Source organism: Intrasporangium mesophilum (assembly GCF_054783095.1).
In genome coordinates, this window is sequence record NZ_BAAGRF010000016.1 from 104,874 (window position 1) to 122,820 (window position 17,947).

Here is a 17,947-nt window from a genome sequence, read left to right on the forward strand (position 1 = left end):
CTGCAGGTCTAGAGGATGACCGTGGCGCCCATGGCGACGGTGCGGTCCTCAGGGAGCCGGAAGTACTGCGTCGGCGATGCGGCGTTGTGGGCCAGACCCAGGAACAACCGCTTGCGCCACGGGGGCATCTCGCGACCGGGGCCGCGCTGCAAGGTGATCCGGGACAGGAAGTAGTAGGCGGTGTCCGGGTCGACGGCGAAGATCTTGAGGTCGCGCGCCACCGCCAGGGCGCGTGGGACGTCCTGGTCTTCTTGGAAACCGAAGTGCACCGTCAAGTGGGTGATCGCGTCGTAGGGATCACCGAGGTGGTCGAGCACGACCCGCTCGTGGTCGGCGACGAATGGCACGTTCATCGAGGCCGTGCTGACGATCAGGACCGTCTCGTGGATGACGTGGTTGAACATCGCGTTCTCGCGCAGCGCCAGGGGAGTCGACAGCTTGTCAGGGTGCAGGAACACGGCCGTTCCGGGCACCTTCGACACCGGGTCCTCGTGCAGCCATTCCACGAACGGGTCGAGCGGGCCCTCCATCGCCACCCGGCGCTCGGTGACCAGGACCCGGCCGCGTTGCCAGGTGAGCATCACGGTCGCGACGATGACCGCGATCAGCACGGGGAGCCAGCCCCCGTGGAACAGCTTGGTGAGGTTGGCCCCGAAGTAGGTCAGCTCGAGAACCGCCAGCGGCACGCCGAGCAGCAGCAGCTGCCCGCGGCTCCAGTTCCAGGCCGCCTGGGCATAGATGAGGAACAACGTGGTGGTGATCAGGAACGTGCCGGTCACCGCCAGTCCGTATGCCGTGGCGAGCCGTTCCGACGACTGGAAGATGACCAGCAGCAGGATGACGCCGACATACAGGGTCCAGTTGATGGCGGGTACGTAGATCTGCCCGCGTTCCTCCGTGGAGGTGTGGTGCACCGTGAGCCTGGGCAGGTAGCCGAGCCGCTCGGCCTGGCGAGACACCGAGTAAGCCCCGGAGATCACGGACTGCGAGGCGATGACCGTGGCCACGGTCGCCAGGATGACGAGCGGGAAGCCGAGTGCGTCGGGAGCGAGGTGGAAGAACGGGCTCGCGGCTGCCGACGGGTCGTTCAGGATGAGCGCGCCCTGGCCGAGGTAGTTCAGCGTCAGGGCGGGGAAGACGACGACGAACCAGGCCCGGCTGATGGGTCGGCGACCGAAGTGGCCCATGTCGGCATACAGCGCCTCGGCGCCGGTGATCGACAGGACGACGGCGCCCATCGCGACGAACGCGACGACAGGGTGCTCGACGACGAAGAGCAGCGCGTAGTGGGGCGACAGCCCGGCGAGGATGGCTGGGTCGCCGATCACCTGGCCGAGACCCATGACCGCGAGCACGACGAACCAGAGCACCATGATCGGGCCGAAGAACCGGCCGACCAGGTGAGTGCCGAAGCGCTGGCCGGCGAACAGGGCGGTGATGATCGCGGCGCCGATCGGCACGACCAGATGGGCGAGCGATGGGGTCGAGACCGACAGGCCCTCGATCGCCGACATCACCGAGATCGCCGGCGTGATCACGCTGTCGCCGTAGAACAGCGACGCGCCGAGCACGCCCAGCAGCATGACCAGCCCGAACCGCTTCCCGCCAGGGCGGACTGCCGTGCGAGCGAGAGCGGCAAGTGCCATGACGCCGCCTTCGCCGTCGTTGTCGGCGCGCAGGATGAAGGCGACGTACTTCACCGAGACGACGAGCGTGATCGACCAGAACACGAGCGAGATCACGCCGTACACGTCGCCCGGTGTCGTTGCGACCATGTTGTCGTCGATCGAGAAGACGGTCTGCAAGGCGTAGAGGGGACTGGTGCCGATGTCGCCGAACACGACGCCGAGGGCTCCCAGGGCCAACGGGGCCCAGCCCTTGCGTGCGGTGGCATGGCTGTCGTTCACGTCGGTCATCCTTGCAGTCGCGCTCCGGTCCGTCTGGCCTCCAACGACCATGACCGCGTTAAGACCGCATCAAGATCGGGGCCGCCGCCTGCCGCGCGATCGAGGTGATGTTTCCGGCGTCGTGGGCGTGCGGCGCCGGTCACTACTCTGTGCTACAGTCTAGTGGTAGCTAGTGATACGGAGTAGTTGGTCGACGATCGAAGGAGGCTGCCACGGACAACCTGACTGAGATGCTGAAGGGCACGCTCGAAGGTTGCGTGCTCACGATCGTCGACGCCGAGGCGACGTACGGATATGCCATCACGCGGCGCCTGAACGAGCTCGGCTTCGCCGATGTCGTCGAAGGGACGGTCTACGCCATCCTGCTGCGGCTGGAGCGGAACGGCCTGGTGACCGTGTCCAAACGGCCGTCCGACGTGGGGCCGCCACGGAAGTTCTACGAGCTCAACGACGCAGGTCGCGACGAGCTTGCGTCGTTCTGGGTCAAGTGGGAGTACGTCTCATCGCGGATCAACGAGCTCAAGGAGAGCAGATGAACGTCTGGGAGAAGGTCACGGGGAGCGATCTCACTCGTGACTGGAAAGCATTCGAGGCTCGGGCCGAAGCCCTGCCGACCGACTACCAGCAGGCATGGGCGGAGATCAAGCTCCAGCTCCTTCCTCACGGTGACTTCACCGGCCGCAACCTGATGCCTGTACTCGATGGCGTGCTCGGCCTGTTCGAAGAGACCGCGGCCGACGGGCAGAGCGCCCGTGAGGCAGTAGGCGACGACGTCGCGGGCTTCTGCGCTGCCTTGGTCGGGAACGACGGCGCCAGGACCTATCGCGACAAATGGCGCGAACAGCTGAACAAGAACGTCGCAAGAAAACTTGGTCGATGAGGAGAATGACATGGGCATCCGCGACGTGATCGAGGGCAAGCGGCAGTGGCGAGCGCACCTGGCACGGGTCAAGGCGCTCCCGGCCGACTACCAGGTCGTCTACCACGAGATCCAGAAGTACTACTTCAAGGTCGGCCCGGTCGATCTGGTCGACGGTGACCTCCTTCCCGGCATCGTGACGTTCTTCGAGGAGGGAGCTGCTGCGGGCAAGACAGTCCTGGAGCTCACCGGCAGCGACGTGGCCGCGTTCTGTGACGACCTGATCAAGGACACACCGACCTACGCCGACAGGTACCAGGACGCGGCACAGAAGCAAGCCCGTCGATCACGGGGGTGACACTGGCAGGCGGTCAGCTCGGCCCGTCAAGCTCGGTTCTCGACGCAACGGCCAGTCGGGCCACGGTGGGCACCACGTCGGCGATGGTGTCTCGGCCGGCGAGGGTGTCGTAGGTCTCGAACGAGGTCAGGGCATAGACCGCGCGGATGGCCTCGGGGCCGGCCCCGTGTTTCGCGAACAGCGCGGTGAGGGCACTGAGCCGGCGCTCGTCGCGGGCTGCGATGACGGCTGCAACGTCCGCGTCGAGGGCCGCCAAGGCGCGCAGACGCCGCATCGCCGTGCGGTCCACGGACCAGAACTGCCCGAACACGCGCACGAGCTCGGCGAGTGCGCCGTCCAGATCGGGACGCTGGAACGCGCCGGCAAGACCTGACACCCCGCCCTCTTCGGCGAGGTCGTCGCACACCGCCTCCAGAAGGCCGCTGCGCGAGCCGAACTGGTAGTAGACGGTCGCGCGCGCGACATCGGCGTGGCGCGCGACCGTGTCCACCGAGAAGCCGCCGCTGTCACCTCCGAGCACCGCGCGGGCGGCATCCAGTACGCGGCGGCGGCTCTCGTCGATCTGCACCTGCCGCTTGCCGAGCTGATAGGGCCTGGGTGACATCGCCTTGACTCTACGGCGCGTCGGGCTAGATTTGGTCATACACACTGACTGAATGAAAGAGGAGACGACGATGGTCATGGACCTCGAAGCCGCCCAGCGGCGCCGGAAGATGATGCGCCGAGTCAACGTGCCGATGCGCGCGGTCCTGGGCCTGCCCTTTCCCACGCCCCTCGGGCGATCGCTGATGCTGCTCCACTACACCGGGCGCAAGACCGGCAGGACCTACCGTCAGCCGCTCAGCTATGTGCGCGACGGCAATGTCCTCCTCACCCCTGGTGGTGGGCGGTGGACCCTGAGCCTCGAGGCCGGCGAGCCGGTCCGGCTGCGGATCCGAGGGCGCGATGTGATGGCGAGGCCGGAGCTCCTCACCGACCCCGAGGAGATCCAGCGGCAGATCCGAGCGATCGAGGCGGGGAACCCGCGTGCGGGCGGCTTCATCCCGATCCCGCGCGAGGCCGACGGCAGCCTGGAGCCGGCATCGTTGCAGGCCGCCATCGACCATGGCTTCTGCATCGTGCGGTGGCACCCGACCGAGAGCTCAGCTCGCGGGTGACCCCTCGTGAGCACGCGGCATACGCGGGCCACACGCCACGGTCAGGGTCGTCGCGTCTGTGACACGCCCTGCGCCGGCCGGAGCCTGGCAAGCAGGTCGCGTCGCCCCTTGGCGGTCAGGCCGATAGCCCTCGCACGAGACAGGTCGATCTTTCCGACCAGCAGGCCCAGAACGGCGCGGGCGGGGCCCACGAGGGTCAGGTCGGGACTGTCGGTCTGACCCGCCCGGGCGCGGACGGATCCGTCGCCGAGCTCGACCACGGCGTGTTCGTCGTCGGCGACCAGCTGGATTGCGGCAGCCGGCCCGGCGGGGTCTGAGTCGGTGGTGAACCAGGCCGGAGCGTACGCAAGCCAGCTGGCCTGGAACGCATCGTCCGGCCGCTCGTCGTTCATGTAACGCAGGCCCCACAGCCCCAAGGCCTTCAGGACGGGTTCGAGTGCGGCGCCGTCCTCGGTGAGCTCGTACACCTGGGTCGCGATCGGCGGGGGAGCGTCCTCGCGTCTGACCAGGCCGATCTGCTCGAGCTCCCTGAGACGGACCGCAAGGAGATTGGCTGCAACGCCGGGCAGCCCGTTCTTCAGGTCGGTATAGCGAGATGGCCCACGGAGCAGGAGCTCCCGCACCAGCAGCAGGGTCCATCGGTCGCCGACGAGGTCGAGCGCGCGGGCGATCGAGCAGTACTGGCCATAGCTTCTCACTCCGCCATCCTACGATCTGGTAGAGATTTTGGACTTGATGATTGAAAAACTAAAGTAATCAGGCTTACCGTGTGAGACATGACCCGTATGCCGTCCAAGCCGCTGATCCTTACCGCCCTTCTTCTCGCCTCCTTCGTGATCAGCCTCGACACGACTCTGGTGAACGTCGCTCTGCCGACCCTCTCCCGGGAGCTGGGTGCTACGACCTCTGAGCTCCAGTGGGTCGTCGACGCCTACAACCTGGTGTTCGCCGCGCTCATACTCACGTCCGGAAGCCTGTCCGACCGGTTCGGTCGCAAGGGCATGCTCCTCGGTGGGCTGGCCGTCTTCGGAACAGCCAGCTTCGTCGGCGGATTCGCCACTACACCAAGCGAGCTGATCGCAGCTCGGGCCGTGATGGGTCTCGGGGCCGCGATGACCTTTCCGGCGACCCTGTCTCTGCTGACGGGAGCCTTCACCCAGCGCAAGGAGCGGGCGATGGCGATCGGGCTGTGGGGCGCGACGGGCGGGATGGCGATCGCACTCGGCCCCATCGTCGGCGGATTCCTCCTGGAGCGGTTCGCGTGGTCCAGCGTCTTCTACACCCTTGGCCCCGTGGCGGTCGCGGTCATCGGTCTTGTCGCGGTGGGTGTGCCACGACGCGCAGGCGACGCGCGGCACCGACTTGACGCGCTGGGCCTGATCACCTCCGCCGCGTGCATGGGCGTCCTCGTCTACACGATCATCGAGGCGCCGGATCGTGGCTGGACGTCGCCCCAGTCGATCCTCGGCTTCGCCGCAAGCGCGGCACTGCTGGCGGCGTTCGTCGCCAGCGAGCGGCGAGCGGCCGTTCCGATGCTCGACGTCCGACTGTTCGCGAACCCGCGCTTCAGCGCCGCCAGCGCCTCGGTCTCGGTCGCGTTCTTCACGCTGTTCGGCTTCATCTTCCTGATGACCCAGTTCTTCCAGTTCGTCCGGGGGTACAGCGCACTCTCCGCCGGCGTGCGCCTGCTGCCGGTGGCGATGGCGGTGGCCGTGGGCTCGACTCTGGGCACCAGGCTGGCGATCAGGGTCGGCACCAAGGCCGTCGTGACCGTCGGGATGCTGCTGCAGGTGGCGTTCTACTTCTGGGTCGCCAGCGATGTCTCGCCGTCGTTCCCCTATGGGGTGATCGCCATTCAGATGGTGGTGTTCGGGCTCGGCATGGGACTGACCTCGGCACCTGCCACCGAGTCGATCATGGGCGCGATCGCTGACGACAAGGCCGGCGTCGGATCGGCGGTGAACGACGCCACCCGACTGCTCGGCGGCACTCTCGGGGTGGCCGTCATCGGCAGCGTCTACGCCTCGCTGTACCGCGAACGCATCCAGGACGTCGCGCAGCACCTGTTCCCGACGGTGCCGCACGGGATCGATGAGTCGATCGGAGCCACGTACGGCGTCGCCGCCCGTCTCGCCGCCCAGGGGCACACGGCCGCAGCAGGTGCGCTCCGCGACGCCGCTACCGCGGCATTCGACCACGGCGTCGCGCTCGGCTGCGTCGTCGCCGGGGTGGTCGCGCTCATCGGCGGCATCGTGTCGTGGCTGTTCCTTCCTGCCCAGCCCCCAAGCCGGCCCGAGGCCGCACCCGGGTGGCTGCAGGAGCCGACGGGCGAGATCGCAGTGGCCGCCAAGCCCTGAGGGCACCGGCAGACCGTGCGCGGTCCGGCACAAGCGAGAAAGGGCTGCCGCGACCTGTCGATTCCAGCCCTTCCCGTTCGACGCATGGGTGAGTCAGGGTTGTCTCGGTCGATGGGACCGGTCCCGGACGGACGAGAAGGAGCGCAGCGATGAGGGTCATGATCATGGGCAAGGCGACGGCCCAGTCCGAGGCCGGCGAGCTCGGCAACCCCGAGGACTTCGTAGCGATGGACCAGTTCAACCAGGAGCTCACCGAGGCGGGCATCGTCCTGGTGGCCGGCGACGGACTCCAGCCTTCCAGCAAGGGCAAGAGGGTCGCCTTCGACGCCGACGGCGGCGCCACCGTGATCGATGGCCCGTTCGCCGAGACGAAGGAGCTGATCGCCGGCTACAGCATCTGGGAGGTCTCCTCCATCGAGGAAGCCGTCGAGTGGGTGAAGCGCTCGCCACTGCGCGGCAGCGAGGTCGAGATCCGCAAGATCCTTGATGCCGACGACTTCTCAGACTCCTTGGCAGCCGAGATCGCGGCGGCCGAGGAACGAGCGCGCTGAGAGCTGCATCAGGCAATGACCTCAGCGACCCAGCGGGCGATAGACGCGGTCTGGCGGATCGAGTCCGCCAGGCTGATCGCCGGCCTGGCCAGGGTTGTGTCCGATGTCGGGGTGGCCGAGGACCTGGCCCAGGACGCCCTTGTCGCAGCGCTTGAACAGTGGCCCGAGTCGGGTGTCCCGGACAACCCGGGCGCCTGGCTCATGGCTGTCGCGCGCCGCCGCGGCGTCGACGTGGCGCGTCGAGCCGCGACACTGAGAAACAAGGTCGCGCTGCTCGGTCGCGAGCTCCGTGATCACGGCACACCCATGGACGAGATCGAGCTCGATCGTCACGTCGACGACGATGTGCTGCGGCTGATGTTCACCGCGTGCCACCCGGTGCTCTCGGTCGACGCCCGCGTGGCCCTCACCTTGAGGCTGGTCGCCGGCCTGTCGACGGAGGAGATCGCGCGCGCATTCGTCGTGAAGCCGAGCACCATGGCAGCACGGGTCACCCGTGCGAAGAAGGCGCTGTCGGACGCCAACGTGCCCTTCGAGGTCCCGGTGGGCGAGGAGCTCGCCTACCGACTGAGCTCGGTGCTCGAGGCTGTCTACCTGGTCTTCAACGAGGGCTACACGGCCACCGCTGGCAAGGACTGGGCACGCCCTGACCTGTGCCATGAGGCGATGCGACTCGGCCGCATGCTTGCCGCGCTGGCACGCGACGAGCCGGAGGCGCACGCATTGGTCGCGTTGATGGAGATCCAGGCCTCCCGCCTCCGCGCCCGGACCGGGTATGCCGGCGAGATCGTCACGCTCGACAAGCAGGACCGCGCTCGCTGGGACCGGCTGTTGATCACTCACGGTCTTGCGGCGCTCGCTCGTGCCGAGGAGCTCGGCGGCACGGGCTCGTATGCGATCCAGGCGAAGATCGCGGCCTGCCACGCCCGCGCTCCGCGGGTTGGTGACACCGACTGGGCGCGCATCGCCGGCCTGTATGGCGATCTCCTCGTGTTGACGCGTTCGCCGATCGTCGAGCTGAACCGCGCCGTTGCCGTGTCGATGGCCGACGGACCGGCCGCCGGGCTCGCGGTGACCGACGAGCTGCTCGACGTCCCTGCCCTGCTCAGCTACCACCTGCTCCCGAGCGTGCGAGGCGACCTGCTGGCCAAGCTCGGACGCTCGACGGATGCGCGAGCCGAGTTCACTCGCGCGGCCGGCCTCACGGCGAACGAGGCCGAGCGCACACATCTTCTCGCCCGGGCCAGCAGCGCCTGACCCAGACATCCACGGTGGGGTGAGCCGCGTCAGGCCGGTCGTGCGGCGAGTGCGTCGAGGTCACGCACGGCATACCGGTGGTGCTCCCATTCCTCCTCGAGGATCGTGCGCAGGCACGAGAGCACCGTCTCCTCGATATCGGGGTCGTGTGGGTTCCTTCGGGGCGCCGCGAGGTCGAGTGGGACAAGATCGGCCAGGAAGTCGCGCACCATCGCCTGCCGCCCTGCCCGCGCCTGGAGAACCCGGTCGTAGGGCACCTCGGCGGGGGACGCGGACTCGTCGTGGACCCTGGCGGCCTCGGTGTCGGGGTCGTCGTTGGGCAGGCCCGCCGGGTGATAGGGCTGCTCCCGCTCGAGGATCGCCTTCCCGAGCCAGGTGTCTGTCGCATGGACCAGATGGCGCAGCGTCTGGGCCAGCGACCACTCGTTGTCGACGGTCGCGTCCACTGTTCCGGCAGGCATGGCGTCGGCGCGCTCGAGCGTGGCGGCCCAGGTCACCTCCAAGGCTGCCCAGGCGGAGCGCAGGCCGGCGGGGTCCGCTGCCACACGCAGCTCACGACCTGGAAAGCGGTGGTTCAGCTCAGCGTCCACGATCGGCACGACGTCGACACCGTTGACGAGCAGCCGGCCGCCGTCTTCCAAAAGCCACGGGGAGTCGATCTCCATCCCGGCGACCTCGCTCCCGCGCACCACGACCCCGCTCAGGTCGCAGCTGATGAATCTCGTCTGCCGCAGGGTCCGGTTTCGGAAGATCCGGCGGCTCAGGTCTTCGGGGTGCTTCTCCGGCTGGCTCTCGCTCATGTCGTGACCCTGGCACAGCGCACCGACAGCGACGTCGTTCGGGCCCGGTCTCGGTGAATCCGATGGTGAAGGTGACCTACGCGGCTTCCGGAGGGGTCCGCGGTGCCATGAGCCGGATGCGACTGGCGAGGTCGTGGGCGGTCGGGAGGTCGCTGTGCGCGTACACGAGCACGCGGCCGAAGACCAGGACCGAGCTGTTGGGTGACGAAATCTGCCTCATCCCGGCAGGAACCTGCCCCGCCCAACCCGGTCCGGTGATGAGATAGTCGCCTGCCTCCGTCCCCGTGGTGCGCGTGCCGACATAGGCGAAGTTCGTGTTCGTGGACGGATCAGTGAACTGGAGGCTGTAGTAGCGACCTGCCGCGTCCGGCACGTGCACGAGCTGAGGGCCCTTGCGGAGATCCAGCCACCCCGCGGCCATGAGCGTGTCCCTGTTCACTCCCGTGGTCGCCAGTCTCGAACCCGTGGTGGCTCCGAGAGGATCAGCGAAGAGCGCCTGGGACTCCACGTAGAGCGAGTTCACCGGGACAGGGCCGTCGCCGAATCCCTTGACGAGGATCGCTCTCTTGAACACGGACAGGAGCAGGCGGGGCCAGAGATAGATGGCCAGGAACCAGGCAATCGCCATGACCGCGCCGAAGACGAGCAGGTGTTCGAGCCTCATCGCAGAGGTCACGCCGCCTCGGCGACCGGCGGCACGGCATACGCCCCGTCGAGGATGACCTGGCCGGGCAGGTAGACCCGCAGCCAGAGCGTGAACTTTCCTGCGGGCGCAGGCAGCCAGTTGGTCTCGCGACCTGGCGGTGCGCTGTTCTGGATGTAGATGTCGACAGAGCCATCGGCGTTCGGTGCCAGCCCCGACCGGTCGCTCACGCTGTATCGGTCGATCGGGTTCGGAACGAAGCGATTCCTTGTGTCGCCCATCGTCAGCGACCAGAACGCGTCGTTGGGCGGGAGGCCACCCGCGGGAAAGCGCATCACGTAGCGGTGCTGGCCGCTTAAGGACCGGCCCGCCCCGTCGACCTGAGTGATCCAGTACGTCGCCTCTTCGGGCACGTTGACCGGTCCTGGGAAAAGCCATGTACAGGTGGCCCTCATGAGTGGGCCGTTGCCGGGGACGCCGCACCCGAGAATCGTGGTCCAGCCGTTGACTTTCGTGGCCTTGACCCTCGAAAGGACTTCGAGGGTGACGACCGCGAGCCCAATGCCCACGAGTGCGCCCTGCACGATGTCGTTCCGTACGAGTCGCTCAGGGGCCAGCACGATTCTGACGATCGCGTAGACACACACTGCGCCAACGACGGTCGCCAGCAGGGCGGACGTTCTCCTGGTCATGCGAACAGGATTACAGGCCGATCGTCCGGGCGACACAGACAGAGCGCTGCGCCTGTACGACTGGCCGGACGCGGCACAGCCGTATGCCGATCCCCGGCGCTGCGGCGACGCTAGCCGATGGCCTCTGCCAGCTCCAGGTAGGCGGGGACGAGCTCGCCCCACCGAGCCTCGGCGTCGCCGGGCTCGCGGCCCGCGAGGTAGGTGGCCAGGTCCTCGGCGTGGATCTGCCATCCGGCCCCGTAGAAGGCAACCTTGTCCACAGGCATGCCGTGCACCTCGATGACGAGGATGGTCTGACCTCCGTCGGCGGTGAGCGTCGCCGTGACCAGCTCGTCGAACGGCGGCACGCCTTCGCCCTGCTGAAAGGACTCGTCGGTCTCCCTGGTCAGGACCCGCAGCCGGCGCGGAGGCTCGCACTGCTCCACCCGACCGTGCGCGCGCAGGCCGGCATTCTCCAGGTACAGGGTGAACTGCCCGCCAGAGCGGAGGTCACCCTCGACCTCGCCGTACCAGCGCGCCAGACGGAGCGGGTCGGTGAGGGCGGACCACAGGTCCTCGATGTCGGTGTCGTAGCGATCCTCGATGCGTACGACGCCCGTGCCGTCGGCTGATCCGAGGCTTCCCAGGATGCGGGTGCTGCGACCTGCGTGGTCGGTCATGCGGCGCTCCTGCGTGCTCTTGGTCATCTGGTCTTCCTCCGTTCGTGCTGCACCACTACTTCTACAGCATGAGCGTACCGGCATGGTTACGTAACCGTCAAGGTACATAAGGTGGAGGCTTGCCTCGACGCCCTGCACGTATGCCGCGCACCCCCTCGGCGCCGGTGCGCGCGAGCGCTGTTGGCCTCGCCTGTGCCGCCAGGCTGTTGTCGCTCACCGCGCCACAGAGGAGCATGTAGTCATGTCGACGCCCGCGATCGACTCCGTGCGCCGCGTCCCTTCAGCGGCGGCCGTCGGTGGCAGGATCCGTCCTGCCCTCGAGATGCGCCGCGACATGGTCGGCTACCACGAGCGGATGTGGCGCAGACACGGCGACATCGTTCGGCTGCGCATCGGGCCGCCAGGACTCGAGGTCGACGTGTGGATGCTGCACCATCCCGACGCGGCGGCCAGGGTGCTGGGCAGCAGCTCGTGGACCAACTACTCGAAGAACGGGCCGGTCTACGACGAGATCGCGCACTGGCTCGGACACGGGCTGCTCACCTCGCAAGGCGAGCAGTGGACTCGGCAGAAGCGGTTCGTGCAGCCGCTGTTCACGCATGCGGCGGTCGACGGCTACGGCGAGCTCATGGTCGACGAGATCGTCGCCGCCGTGGGCAACCTGCAGGTGGTGAGCCCGACACGGCTCGACCTGGCAGAGCAGATGCAGCGTCTGACTCTGCGGGTGGTCGTTCGGGCGCTGTTCGGCGGATCCGCAGACGAGGTCGTGCCGCACATCCGCGAGTCTTTCCCGATCGTCAGCGACACCATCATGCGGCGAGGTCTCGGCGCGGTTCGGTTGCCACGGTCGGTGCCGACCCCGCGGATCCGGCGTGGCCGAGTGGCCCAGGCCGACCTGCTTCGCGTGTGCGACCGCATCATTGCCGACCGGCGGCTCGGGGCGACCTCAGGTGAGACCGACCTGCTGGGGCGACTTCTCGCGGCGCGCGACGGCGAGGAGCGCATGACCGACGAGGAGATCCGGGACCAGGTGCTCGTCTTCCTCCTTGCCGGCCACGAGACGACGTCGACGGCCCTGACCTTCGCCCTGCACCTGCTCGGCCGCCGCCCCCACCTGCAGCAGCAGGTCCGCGAGGAGTTCGGCACGGCGGTCGCCGGTGCGGCCAACGGGCGGCCCACTGCGGCGATGGCTGCCGGGTTGCCCCTGACGAACGCGGTGCTCAAGGAGACGATGCGGCTCTACCCCTCGGCCCCCTTCTTCGGGCGACTGACGGTGGCCGATGACGAGCTGCTCGGACAACCGGTCCCGGCGGGCACGGTCGTCGTGGTCGCACCCTGGACCATCCACCGCCACCCCGGCTTCTGGGACGACCCCATGACGTTCGACCCCGGCCGGTTCCTCGACCCGGAGGCAGCGAGGTCCCGCCACCGCTATGCGTGGATGCCCTTCGGAGGCGGACCGCGGGCCTGCATCGGCCAGCACTTCTCGATGGTCGAAGCAGCGCTCGCGCTCGGTCTTATCCTCCAGGACCACGGCATCACGTCAGTGAGCGACTCCGACGTCATGCCCGTCGGGTCGCTCATCACCCTCTATCCCCGAGGGCCCGTGATGGCTGACGTGCGGCCGATCGAGCGCTGACGGCGGTTCGGCCTTCGGATTCGCGCGGTTCGCGGGACAGGGCCGGGCAGGTCAGGCAGCCTTGGGCCATGGCGGGGGCACGGCACGCGGCTGGGCACGCGGCCGAGCGCGCGGACGGGCACGCGGACGGGCACGCGGACGGGCACGCGGACGGGCACGCGGACGGGCACGCGCCGGAGAGTCCGAGGCGCATTCCGGCTCTGGACGGCCTCCGGGCCTGCGCAATCCTGCTCGTCGTCGCCGCGCACACCAGCCAGCCGCAGAACCCGTCCCTCGCTGCCGCCGGCGTCACTCTGTTCTTCGTGCTGTCCGGCTATCTGATCACCTCGATCCTGCTGCAGAGCCATGTCGCCGACGGCCGAGCAGTCAGGCTGCGGTCGTTCTACGCGCGCCGGGCTCGACGGCTCCTGCCCGCCCTGGCCATGCTGCTGGCCTTCGACGTGGCATTGAGGGTGGCATCGGGCCAGACGCTGGTGCCGGTGTTCCTGGCGGCCGGGTATGCGACCAACGTCCAGGCATCGATGGGTGAGTGGTCGTCGCTGACGCACACGTGGTCGCTGGCGATGGAAGAGCAGTTCTACCTGCTGTGGCCGTTGCTCCTGCCGTTCTTGGTCCGTCTGCGACGCCCGGTGGTCGCGTTGGCGTGGGCGGCTGTGGCGTCAGCCGCACTGCGGCTCGCGACGTGTCTCGCAGGGGCGTGGGCCTTCGGGTCCTACAGCCCGGTCACGCGCGCCGACGGTCTGCTGGTCGGTTGCGCGCTGGCGTTCAAGGTCGCCCGCGGCTGGCGCTTTCCGGCGGGCTGGGTCGGTCGCGGACTGACATCGGCTGCGCTGGCTGTGTTCGGCGTCTGCTTTGTGTGGGGCGACGGCGTGCTGGCCCTGTTGCCACTCGCCGTGGTCGCGTCCGCGGTGCTCGTCGCCCGGTGCATCGAGGTGACGCGGCCGGGCCTGATGGTCTCGGCATTGCAGCTGGGCCCCTTGCGATACGTCGGGCGCGTGTCCTATGGCGTCTACCTGTGGCACGCGGCCGTGCTCGGGCTCGTGCTGGGGTACGGGCTACCCGTGCCGTTCGTGCTGGTGATGCTGGTGTCGCTCCTGATCGCGTCGGTGTCGTGGGTGCTGATCGAGCGGCCCGTTCTGCAGTCGCGGCCCGTCAGATCGGCACGAGCGAGCCGGCCTGCTCCGTCCACCGCTTCGGGTGGCACGCTTCCGACGCGTGCTTCACCGGCAGCGGGCGAGACGTGAGCGAGCCGACCGAAGAGGTGCCGAGCGAGCACATCCCCGTCGGCCGGGCCGGCATACGGGCTCGGCCAGCGGCAGCTCGCGGTTGAACCATCACCCGGCGAGCACGGCATACGGGCTCGGCGAACGGGAGCTCACGGTTGTGCCCGCCCGCGGCGGCTCACGGCTGAGCCATCACCCGGCGAGGTGGCCCCACCTCTGGGAGAGCTCGCGCCACGGAGCGGTCTCGACAACCCGGCCTCCGTCGAGGACGACGACTCGGTCGGCTTGAGCGAGCGCAGCCGCCTTGCTCGTCGCGCCGATGACGGTCGCCCGGCCGGAGCGCAGCGCCGCCCAGAGCTCGATCTCCGTCGCCGCATCGAGCGCCGAGGACACGTCGTCAGCCAGCAGCAGGTCAGCCTCGCAGGCGAGCGCCCGGGCGAGGGCCAGCCGTTGAACCTGCCCACCGGACAGCCGGACCCCGCGGTGGCCGACGAGCGCGTCGGGTCCGCCGGCTTCGGCAACGTCCCGCTCCATACGAGCCGTGGCGAGTGCGGGCCCGACCTGCCGGTCGGCGTGGTCGAGGGCGATGTTGCCGGTGAAGGTCCCGGACAGGACCCGCGGCACCTGGGCGATGTGGGACACCCGTCCGGGGCGCAGCTCGACCTCCGGCTCGGCCAGGGTGCGGCCGTTCCAGACCACCTGCCCGGTGTGGGAGGTCAGGCCGGCCAGTGAGGAGAGCAGGCTGGACTTGCCCGAGCCGACCTGGCCGAGCAGGAGCACCAGCTCGCCTGCCTCTACCGTGAGGTCGACGTCCTGCACTCCGATGGTGCCGTCGTCGTGGACCGCGGTCAGCTTGCGCAGACTCAAGGTCCGCAACGGCTCACGCTGCCCGGGCCGTGGCTCGTCGGCAGTGCCGTGTACCAGGTCCATGCCCGGCGGGAGGTTCATCAGGTCGCCACCACCGGCGAGCTTGCTCGTGGCCCTCATCCACGCCCGCACCCCGGGTGCCTCGGTCACGACCGAGCCGGCGACCCGGCCGAACCAGTTGAAGCCGCTGACGGCGTTGGCGACGAGCAGGGTGATGGCGAGCGTCCATGTGCCGTGGAGGTAGCCCGCCCAGGCGGCGACGACACCGCACTGGACCATGACCATGGGCACGCCGTCGAGCAGCGCCTGGACCCGATGCTCGCGGACGGCGGCGTCGACTCGGCCACCATCGACCTGGCGAAGGTGCTTGTGCACCTGCGGGGTCGCCGCGGCGAGCTTGACCGTGCGGATGGACTCCAGTGCCGAGACCAGGGAGCGCCCGAAGTTGGCTCGGGCCGTCGAGGCGGCCGCGGCCGAGCGCCCGGCCACCGGTCGGCCGAGGGCCGAGGCCAGCCCCGAGACGACCATGACCACGAGCAGGACCGCGCCCGCGATCCAGGTGCCGGCGATCAGCGCCGTCATCGAGGCGACGACGAGGCCGTTGACGAAGTCGACCCAGCGGTCGGTGTACCGAGCCAGGCGATCGGCGTCCATCGTGCGCGCGACCACCTCGCCCGGCGGGGTCCGCACGAGCCGGCGCTGCGCGGTCTGGCCGGCGAGCACAGCGGCGCGCACGCGGAGCCTGACCTCGACCCACCAGTGGGGATAGGTCCGGAATGCGTGAGACAGCAGGAACGGAGCGACGACCAGGGAGACGACGAGGGCCACGACGAGCCAGCCGGGGTTCTGCGCGGCCTGCAGGTCGGTGACGACGAGCCCCCAGATCCAGCCCGTGACTGCTCCGAACGCGCCCGTCAGCGACGCGACGAGGAAGAGGGAGGCGCCCAGCAGCCCCCACTGGGGCAGGATGCGCACTGCGTGCAGGACCTGCCGGGCCAGGCTCGGCGTCGGACTCAGGGCCGGAGGCGGTGGCGGGCTGGTGCTGCGACGGACCGAGCCGATCGCGGCGTCATCGTGGTGGTGCTCCTCGACCGCCACTTCGTGGGCGGCCGCCTCGAGCAACCGCCGGAACGGCCCCTCGTCGGCGGCCAGTCGGCCGCGGGGACCCTGCTGGACCACGCGGCCCGACTCGAGGACAGCCACGTGCTCGGCCCGCTCGGTCGTCGAGAGGCGATGGGCGACCAGGATGCCCGTGCGCCCCGAGATCAGGCGGTCCGCAGCCCGGACAACGCGCGCCTCGGTGACCGGGTCCATGCGGGCCGTGGCCTCGTCGAGGACGACGACGCGCACGTCGCGCACGAGCAGCCGCGCGAACGCCACGAGCTGCTCCTCGCCCGCCGAGAGGGTGGTGCCACCAGGGCCGAGCATCGTGTCCAGACCGTCGGGCAGCCCGGCCACCCACTCGCTGAGGCCCAGCTCGGCGACCGCGGCCTCGACCCGGGCACGGGGCACGTCGCCGAAGAGCGTCAGGTTCTCCGCGAGGGTGCCGGCGAGCACCTCGGTGCGCTGCGTGACCACACCGACCGCGGCGCGAAGCTGCTGCAGGTCGAGGTCGAGAACGTCGGTGCCGCCCAGCAGCACGGATCCGCGCGGCGGTTCCACAGCGCGTGACAGCAGGGAGGCGAGCGTGGACTTGCCGGAGCCGGTGCGTCCGACGAGCGCGCAGGTGTGTCCCGCGGGGACGACGAGGTTGATGTCCCGCAGAGCGAAAGTGCCTGTGCCATAGCTGAACTCGAGGTCGCGGAAGGCCACGTCGAGCGGTCCCTCGCGCAGTGGCAGCCCGCCGGTCGGCTCGGCCGGAGAGGCGAGCATGGCCCGCAGCCGCAGGACCGCGCCAAAGCCCTCCTGAAGGTCAGGCAGGTGGCGAGCGAGCATGTCGACGCCGCCGACGAACATCGTGGTGACGAGGAAGAGCGTGACCAGCTCGGCGGTTGACAGGTCGTCGGCGAGCACGAGGGCGGTGCCGACGACCGCGACCGCGGCGAGCGCGCCGTGCAGCAGCCCGCCACTGCGTCGGGTGATCCGGGCCTCGACCTGGAGCACCCTGTCGAGTGCTGCGTGGACCCGGGCGGCCATCCGCGCGTTGTGGCGCAGCACATGTGCCTGGCCGAGAGCGGTACGCAGGTCGTCCCGAGCGGTGACGCCCTCCTCGGTGGATGCTGCATGGTCGGTCCACGCGGCTTCCTCGACCACCTTGCGTTCGGCGACCTGGGGCAGCAGCCGGCGCACGACCCAGTACGTCGCGTACCCCGTCAGGGGGAAGAGAAGGGCAGCGGGCCACCAGGCAATGCTCGCGACCACCCACAGCGGTCCCGAGGCGAGCAGGGTGCGCACGGCCTGCCACACACCCCAGCGCATCAGCTGGCCGACCTCCCACGTGTCGTCGTCGATGCGGTCGAGCACCTCACCGACGGCCTGCTCGGACAGCTCGGAGAGCGGCTGGGCCATCGCGGCGTCGAGCAGGTCGGCGCGCAGCCTGCCCTCGGCCCGGTCGCACACCACCCCCCAGATGATCCTGGCGACGGTGTCGATGACGGCACCGCCGACGACACACAGCGCCAGCAGCACGACCAGCGTCGAGGTGGCTTGCTCGGCGAGCCGGCCGGCGACCATGGACCCGAGGGATGCCGCGACGGCACCCAACAGGGACATGGCGAAACACACGATCGTGAGGGGACGACGGACCCGGCGCCAGTCGACGGGGACCCGATCCGCAGGCACTCCCGCCCCGCGAAGGGCCCCGTGCTGTCTCGTGCCCTGCGCCTCGTCGTGCCCCAGTCTGGTCATCGTCACAGTCACCAAACGCTACCGATCGCCGCCGACAGTGCGCCTCCCGTTTTCCAGAGCCCGGTGAGTCGCGGTCTGATACGCCAGCTGAGTTCGCGGATGCAGAACTCCACGGCAGGTGTATGCCGCGC

General features: G+C 69.2%; 17 protein-coding genes. 9 read left to right on the plus strand and 8 right to left on the minus strand.

Translation table 11 applies throughout. The features are described from left to right. Positions 1-8 precede the first annotated feature (8 nt). The gene (locus tag ACYVLP_RS15565; RefSeq protein WP_460628251.1) at positions 9-1,907 is read right to left on the minus strand and encodes a potassium transporter Kup; all 1,899 of its coding nucleotides are present in this window, start codon (positions 1,905-1,907) and stop codon (positions 9-11) included. A gap of 230 nt (positions 1,908-2,137) precedes the next feature. On the opposite strand from ACYVLP_RS15565, the gene ACYVLP_RS15570 reads away from it, so the two are divergent. From ACYVLP_RS15570 to ACYVLP_RS15580, 3 genes are read left to right on the plus strand one after another with little or no spacing between them, the layout of a single operon-like run. Beyond that, a complete protein-coding gene (locus tag ACYVLP_RS15570) occupies positions 2,138-2,443 on the plus strand; it encodes a PadR family transcriptional regulator (RefSeq protein WP_460628252.1) in 306 nt (101 codons plus the stop codon). Beyond that, positions 2,440-2,787, plus strand: coding sequence for a DUF1048 domain-containing protein (locus tag ACYVLP_RS15575; protein ID WP_460628253.1), 348 nt, complete (start codon positions 2,440-2,442; stop codon positions 2,785-2,787). The genes ACYVLP_RS15570 and ACYVLP_RS15575 overlap by 4 nt, the downstream gene beginning before the upstream one ends. Before the next feature lie 10 nt (positions 2,788-2,797). Next, a complete protein-coding gene (locus ACYVLP_RS15580; RefSeq protein ID WP_460628254.1) occupies positions 2,798-3,124 on the plus strand; it encodes a DUF1048 domain-containing protein in 327 nt (108 codons plus the stop codon). A gap of 13 nt (positions 3,125-3,137) precedes the next feature. On the opposite strand, the gene ACYVLP_RS15585 is transcribed toward ACYVLP_RS15580, so the two are convergent. Further along, positions 3,138-3,728: a TetR/AcrR family transcriptional regulator gene (locus tag ACYVLP_RS15585; RefSeq protein ID WP_460628255.1), complete on the minus strand. Its 591-nt coding sequence runs from the start codon at positions 3,726-3,728 to the stop codon at positions 3,138-3,140. A gap of 52 nt (positions 3,729-3,780) precedes the next feature. Between ACYVLP_RS15585 and ACYVLP_RS15590 the strand changes: the two genes are divergently transcribed. Further along, entirely contained in the window at positions 3,781-4,281 is a 501-nt protein-coding gene (locus ACYVLP_RS15590) for a nitroreductase/quinone reductase family protein (RefSeq protein ID WP_460628256.1), read from the plus strand. Between the two features lie 41 nt (positions 4,282-4,322). Here ACYVLP_RS15590 and ACYVLP_RS15595 read toward each other — a convergent pair whose 3' ends face one another. Continuing rightward, positions 4,323-4,979, minus strand: a complete 657-nt coding sequence (locus tag ACYVLP_RS15595) for a winged helix-turn-helix transcriptional regulator (RefSeq protein ID WP_460628257.1) — start codon at positions 4,977-4,979, stop codon at positions 4,323-4,325. Positions 4,980-5,057: 78 nt separating this feature from the next. Between ACYVLP_RS15595 and ACYVLP_RS15600 the strand changes: the two genes are divergently transcribed. The 3 genes from ACYVLP_RS15600 to ACYVLP_RS15610 all read left to right on the plus strand — a co-directional run bounded on the left by ACYVLP_RS15600 (position 5,058) and on the right by ACYVLP_RS15610 (position 8,446). Further along, positions 5,058-6,638: a DHA2 family efflux MFS transporter permease subunit gene (locus ACYVLP_RS15600; protein ID WP_460628258.1), complete on the plus strand. Its 1,581-nt coding sequence runs from the start codon at positions 5,058-5,060 to the stop codon at positions 6,636-6,638. A gap of 149 nt (positions 6,639-6,787) precedes the next feature. Then, positions 6,788-7,189 (plus strand): YciI family protein, encoded by a 402-nt coding sequence (locus ACYVLP_RS15605; protein ID WP_460628259.1) that lies wholly within the window; start codon positions 6,788-6,790, stop codon positions 7,187-7,189. Positions 7,190-7,204: 15 nt separating this feature from the next. Beyond that, positions 7,205-8,446, plus strand: coding sequence for an RNA polymerase sigma factor (locus ACYVLP_RS15610; protein ID WP_460628260.1), 1,242 nt, complete (start codon positions 7,205-7,207; stop codon positions 8,444-8,446). Positions 8,447-8,475: 29 nt separating this feature from the next. On the opposite strand, the gene ACYVLP_RS15615 is transcribed toward ACYVLP_RS15610, so the two are convergent. From ACYVLP_RS15615 to ACYVLP_RS15630, 4 genes are all read right to left on the minus strand, one after another. Then, positions 8,476-9,246: a DinB family protein gene (locus tag ACYVLP_RS15615; protein WP_460628261.1), complete on the minus strand. Its 771-nt coding sequence runs from the start codon at positions 9,244-9,246 to the stop codon at positions 8,476-8,478. A 76-nt stretch (positions 9,247-9,322) separates the two neighbouring features. Then, positions 9,323-9,910, minus strand: coding sequence for a DUF1254 domain-containing protein (locus ACYVLP_RS15620; protein ID WP_460628262.1), 588 nt, complete (start codon positions 9,908-9,910; stop codon positions 9,323-9,325). 8 nt (positions 9,911-9,918) lie between these two features. Next, complete coding sequence (locus ACYVLP_RS15625) at positions 9,919-10,581, minus strand: DUF1214 domain-containing protein (RefSeq protein ID WP_460628263.1); 663 nt, start codon at positions 10,579-10,581, stop codon at positions 9,919-9,921. A gap of 110 nt (positions 10,582-10,691) precedes the next feature. Beyond that, positions 10,692-11,267: an SRPBCC domain-containing protein gene (locus tag ACYVLP_RS15630; RefSeq protein ID WP_460628264.1), complete on the minus strand. Its 576-nt coding sequence runs from the start codon at positions 11,265-11,267 to the stop codon at positions 10,692-10,694. Positions 11,268-11,481: 214 nt separating this feature from the next. Here ACYVLP_RS15630 and ACYVLP_RS15635 point away from each other — a divergent pair, with 214 nt between their 5' ends. Next, the gene (locus ACYVLP_RS15635; protein ID WP_460628265.1) at positions 11,482-12,879 is read left to right on the plus strand and encodes a cytochrome P450; all 1,398 of its coding nucleotides are present in this window, start codon (positions 11,482-11,484) and stop codon (positions 12,877-12,879) included. A gap of 68 nt (positions 12,880-12,947) precedes the next feature. After that, on the plus strand, positions 12,948-14,123 hold the full coding sequence (locus ACYVLP_RS15640) for an acyltransferase family protein (protein ID WP_460628266.1): 1,176 nt from the start codon (positions 12,948-12,950) through the stop codon (positions 14,121-14,123). 171 nt (positions 14,124-14,294) lie between these two features. Here the strand turns inward: ACYVLP_RS15640 and ACYVLP_RS15645 are convergent, their stop codons facing one another. Next, positions 14,295-17,816 (minus strand): ATP-binding cassette domain-containing protein, encoded by a 3,522-nt coding sequence (locus tag ACYVLP_RS15645; RefSeq protein ID WP_460628267.1) that lies wholly within the window; start codon positions 17,814-17,816, stop codon positions 14,295-14,297. Between the last annotated feature and the right edge of the window lie 131 nt (positions 17,817-17,947).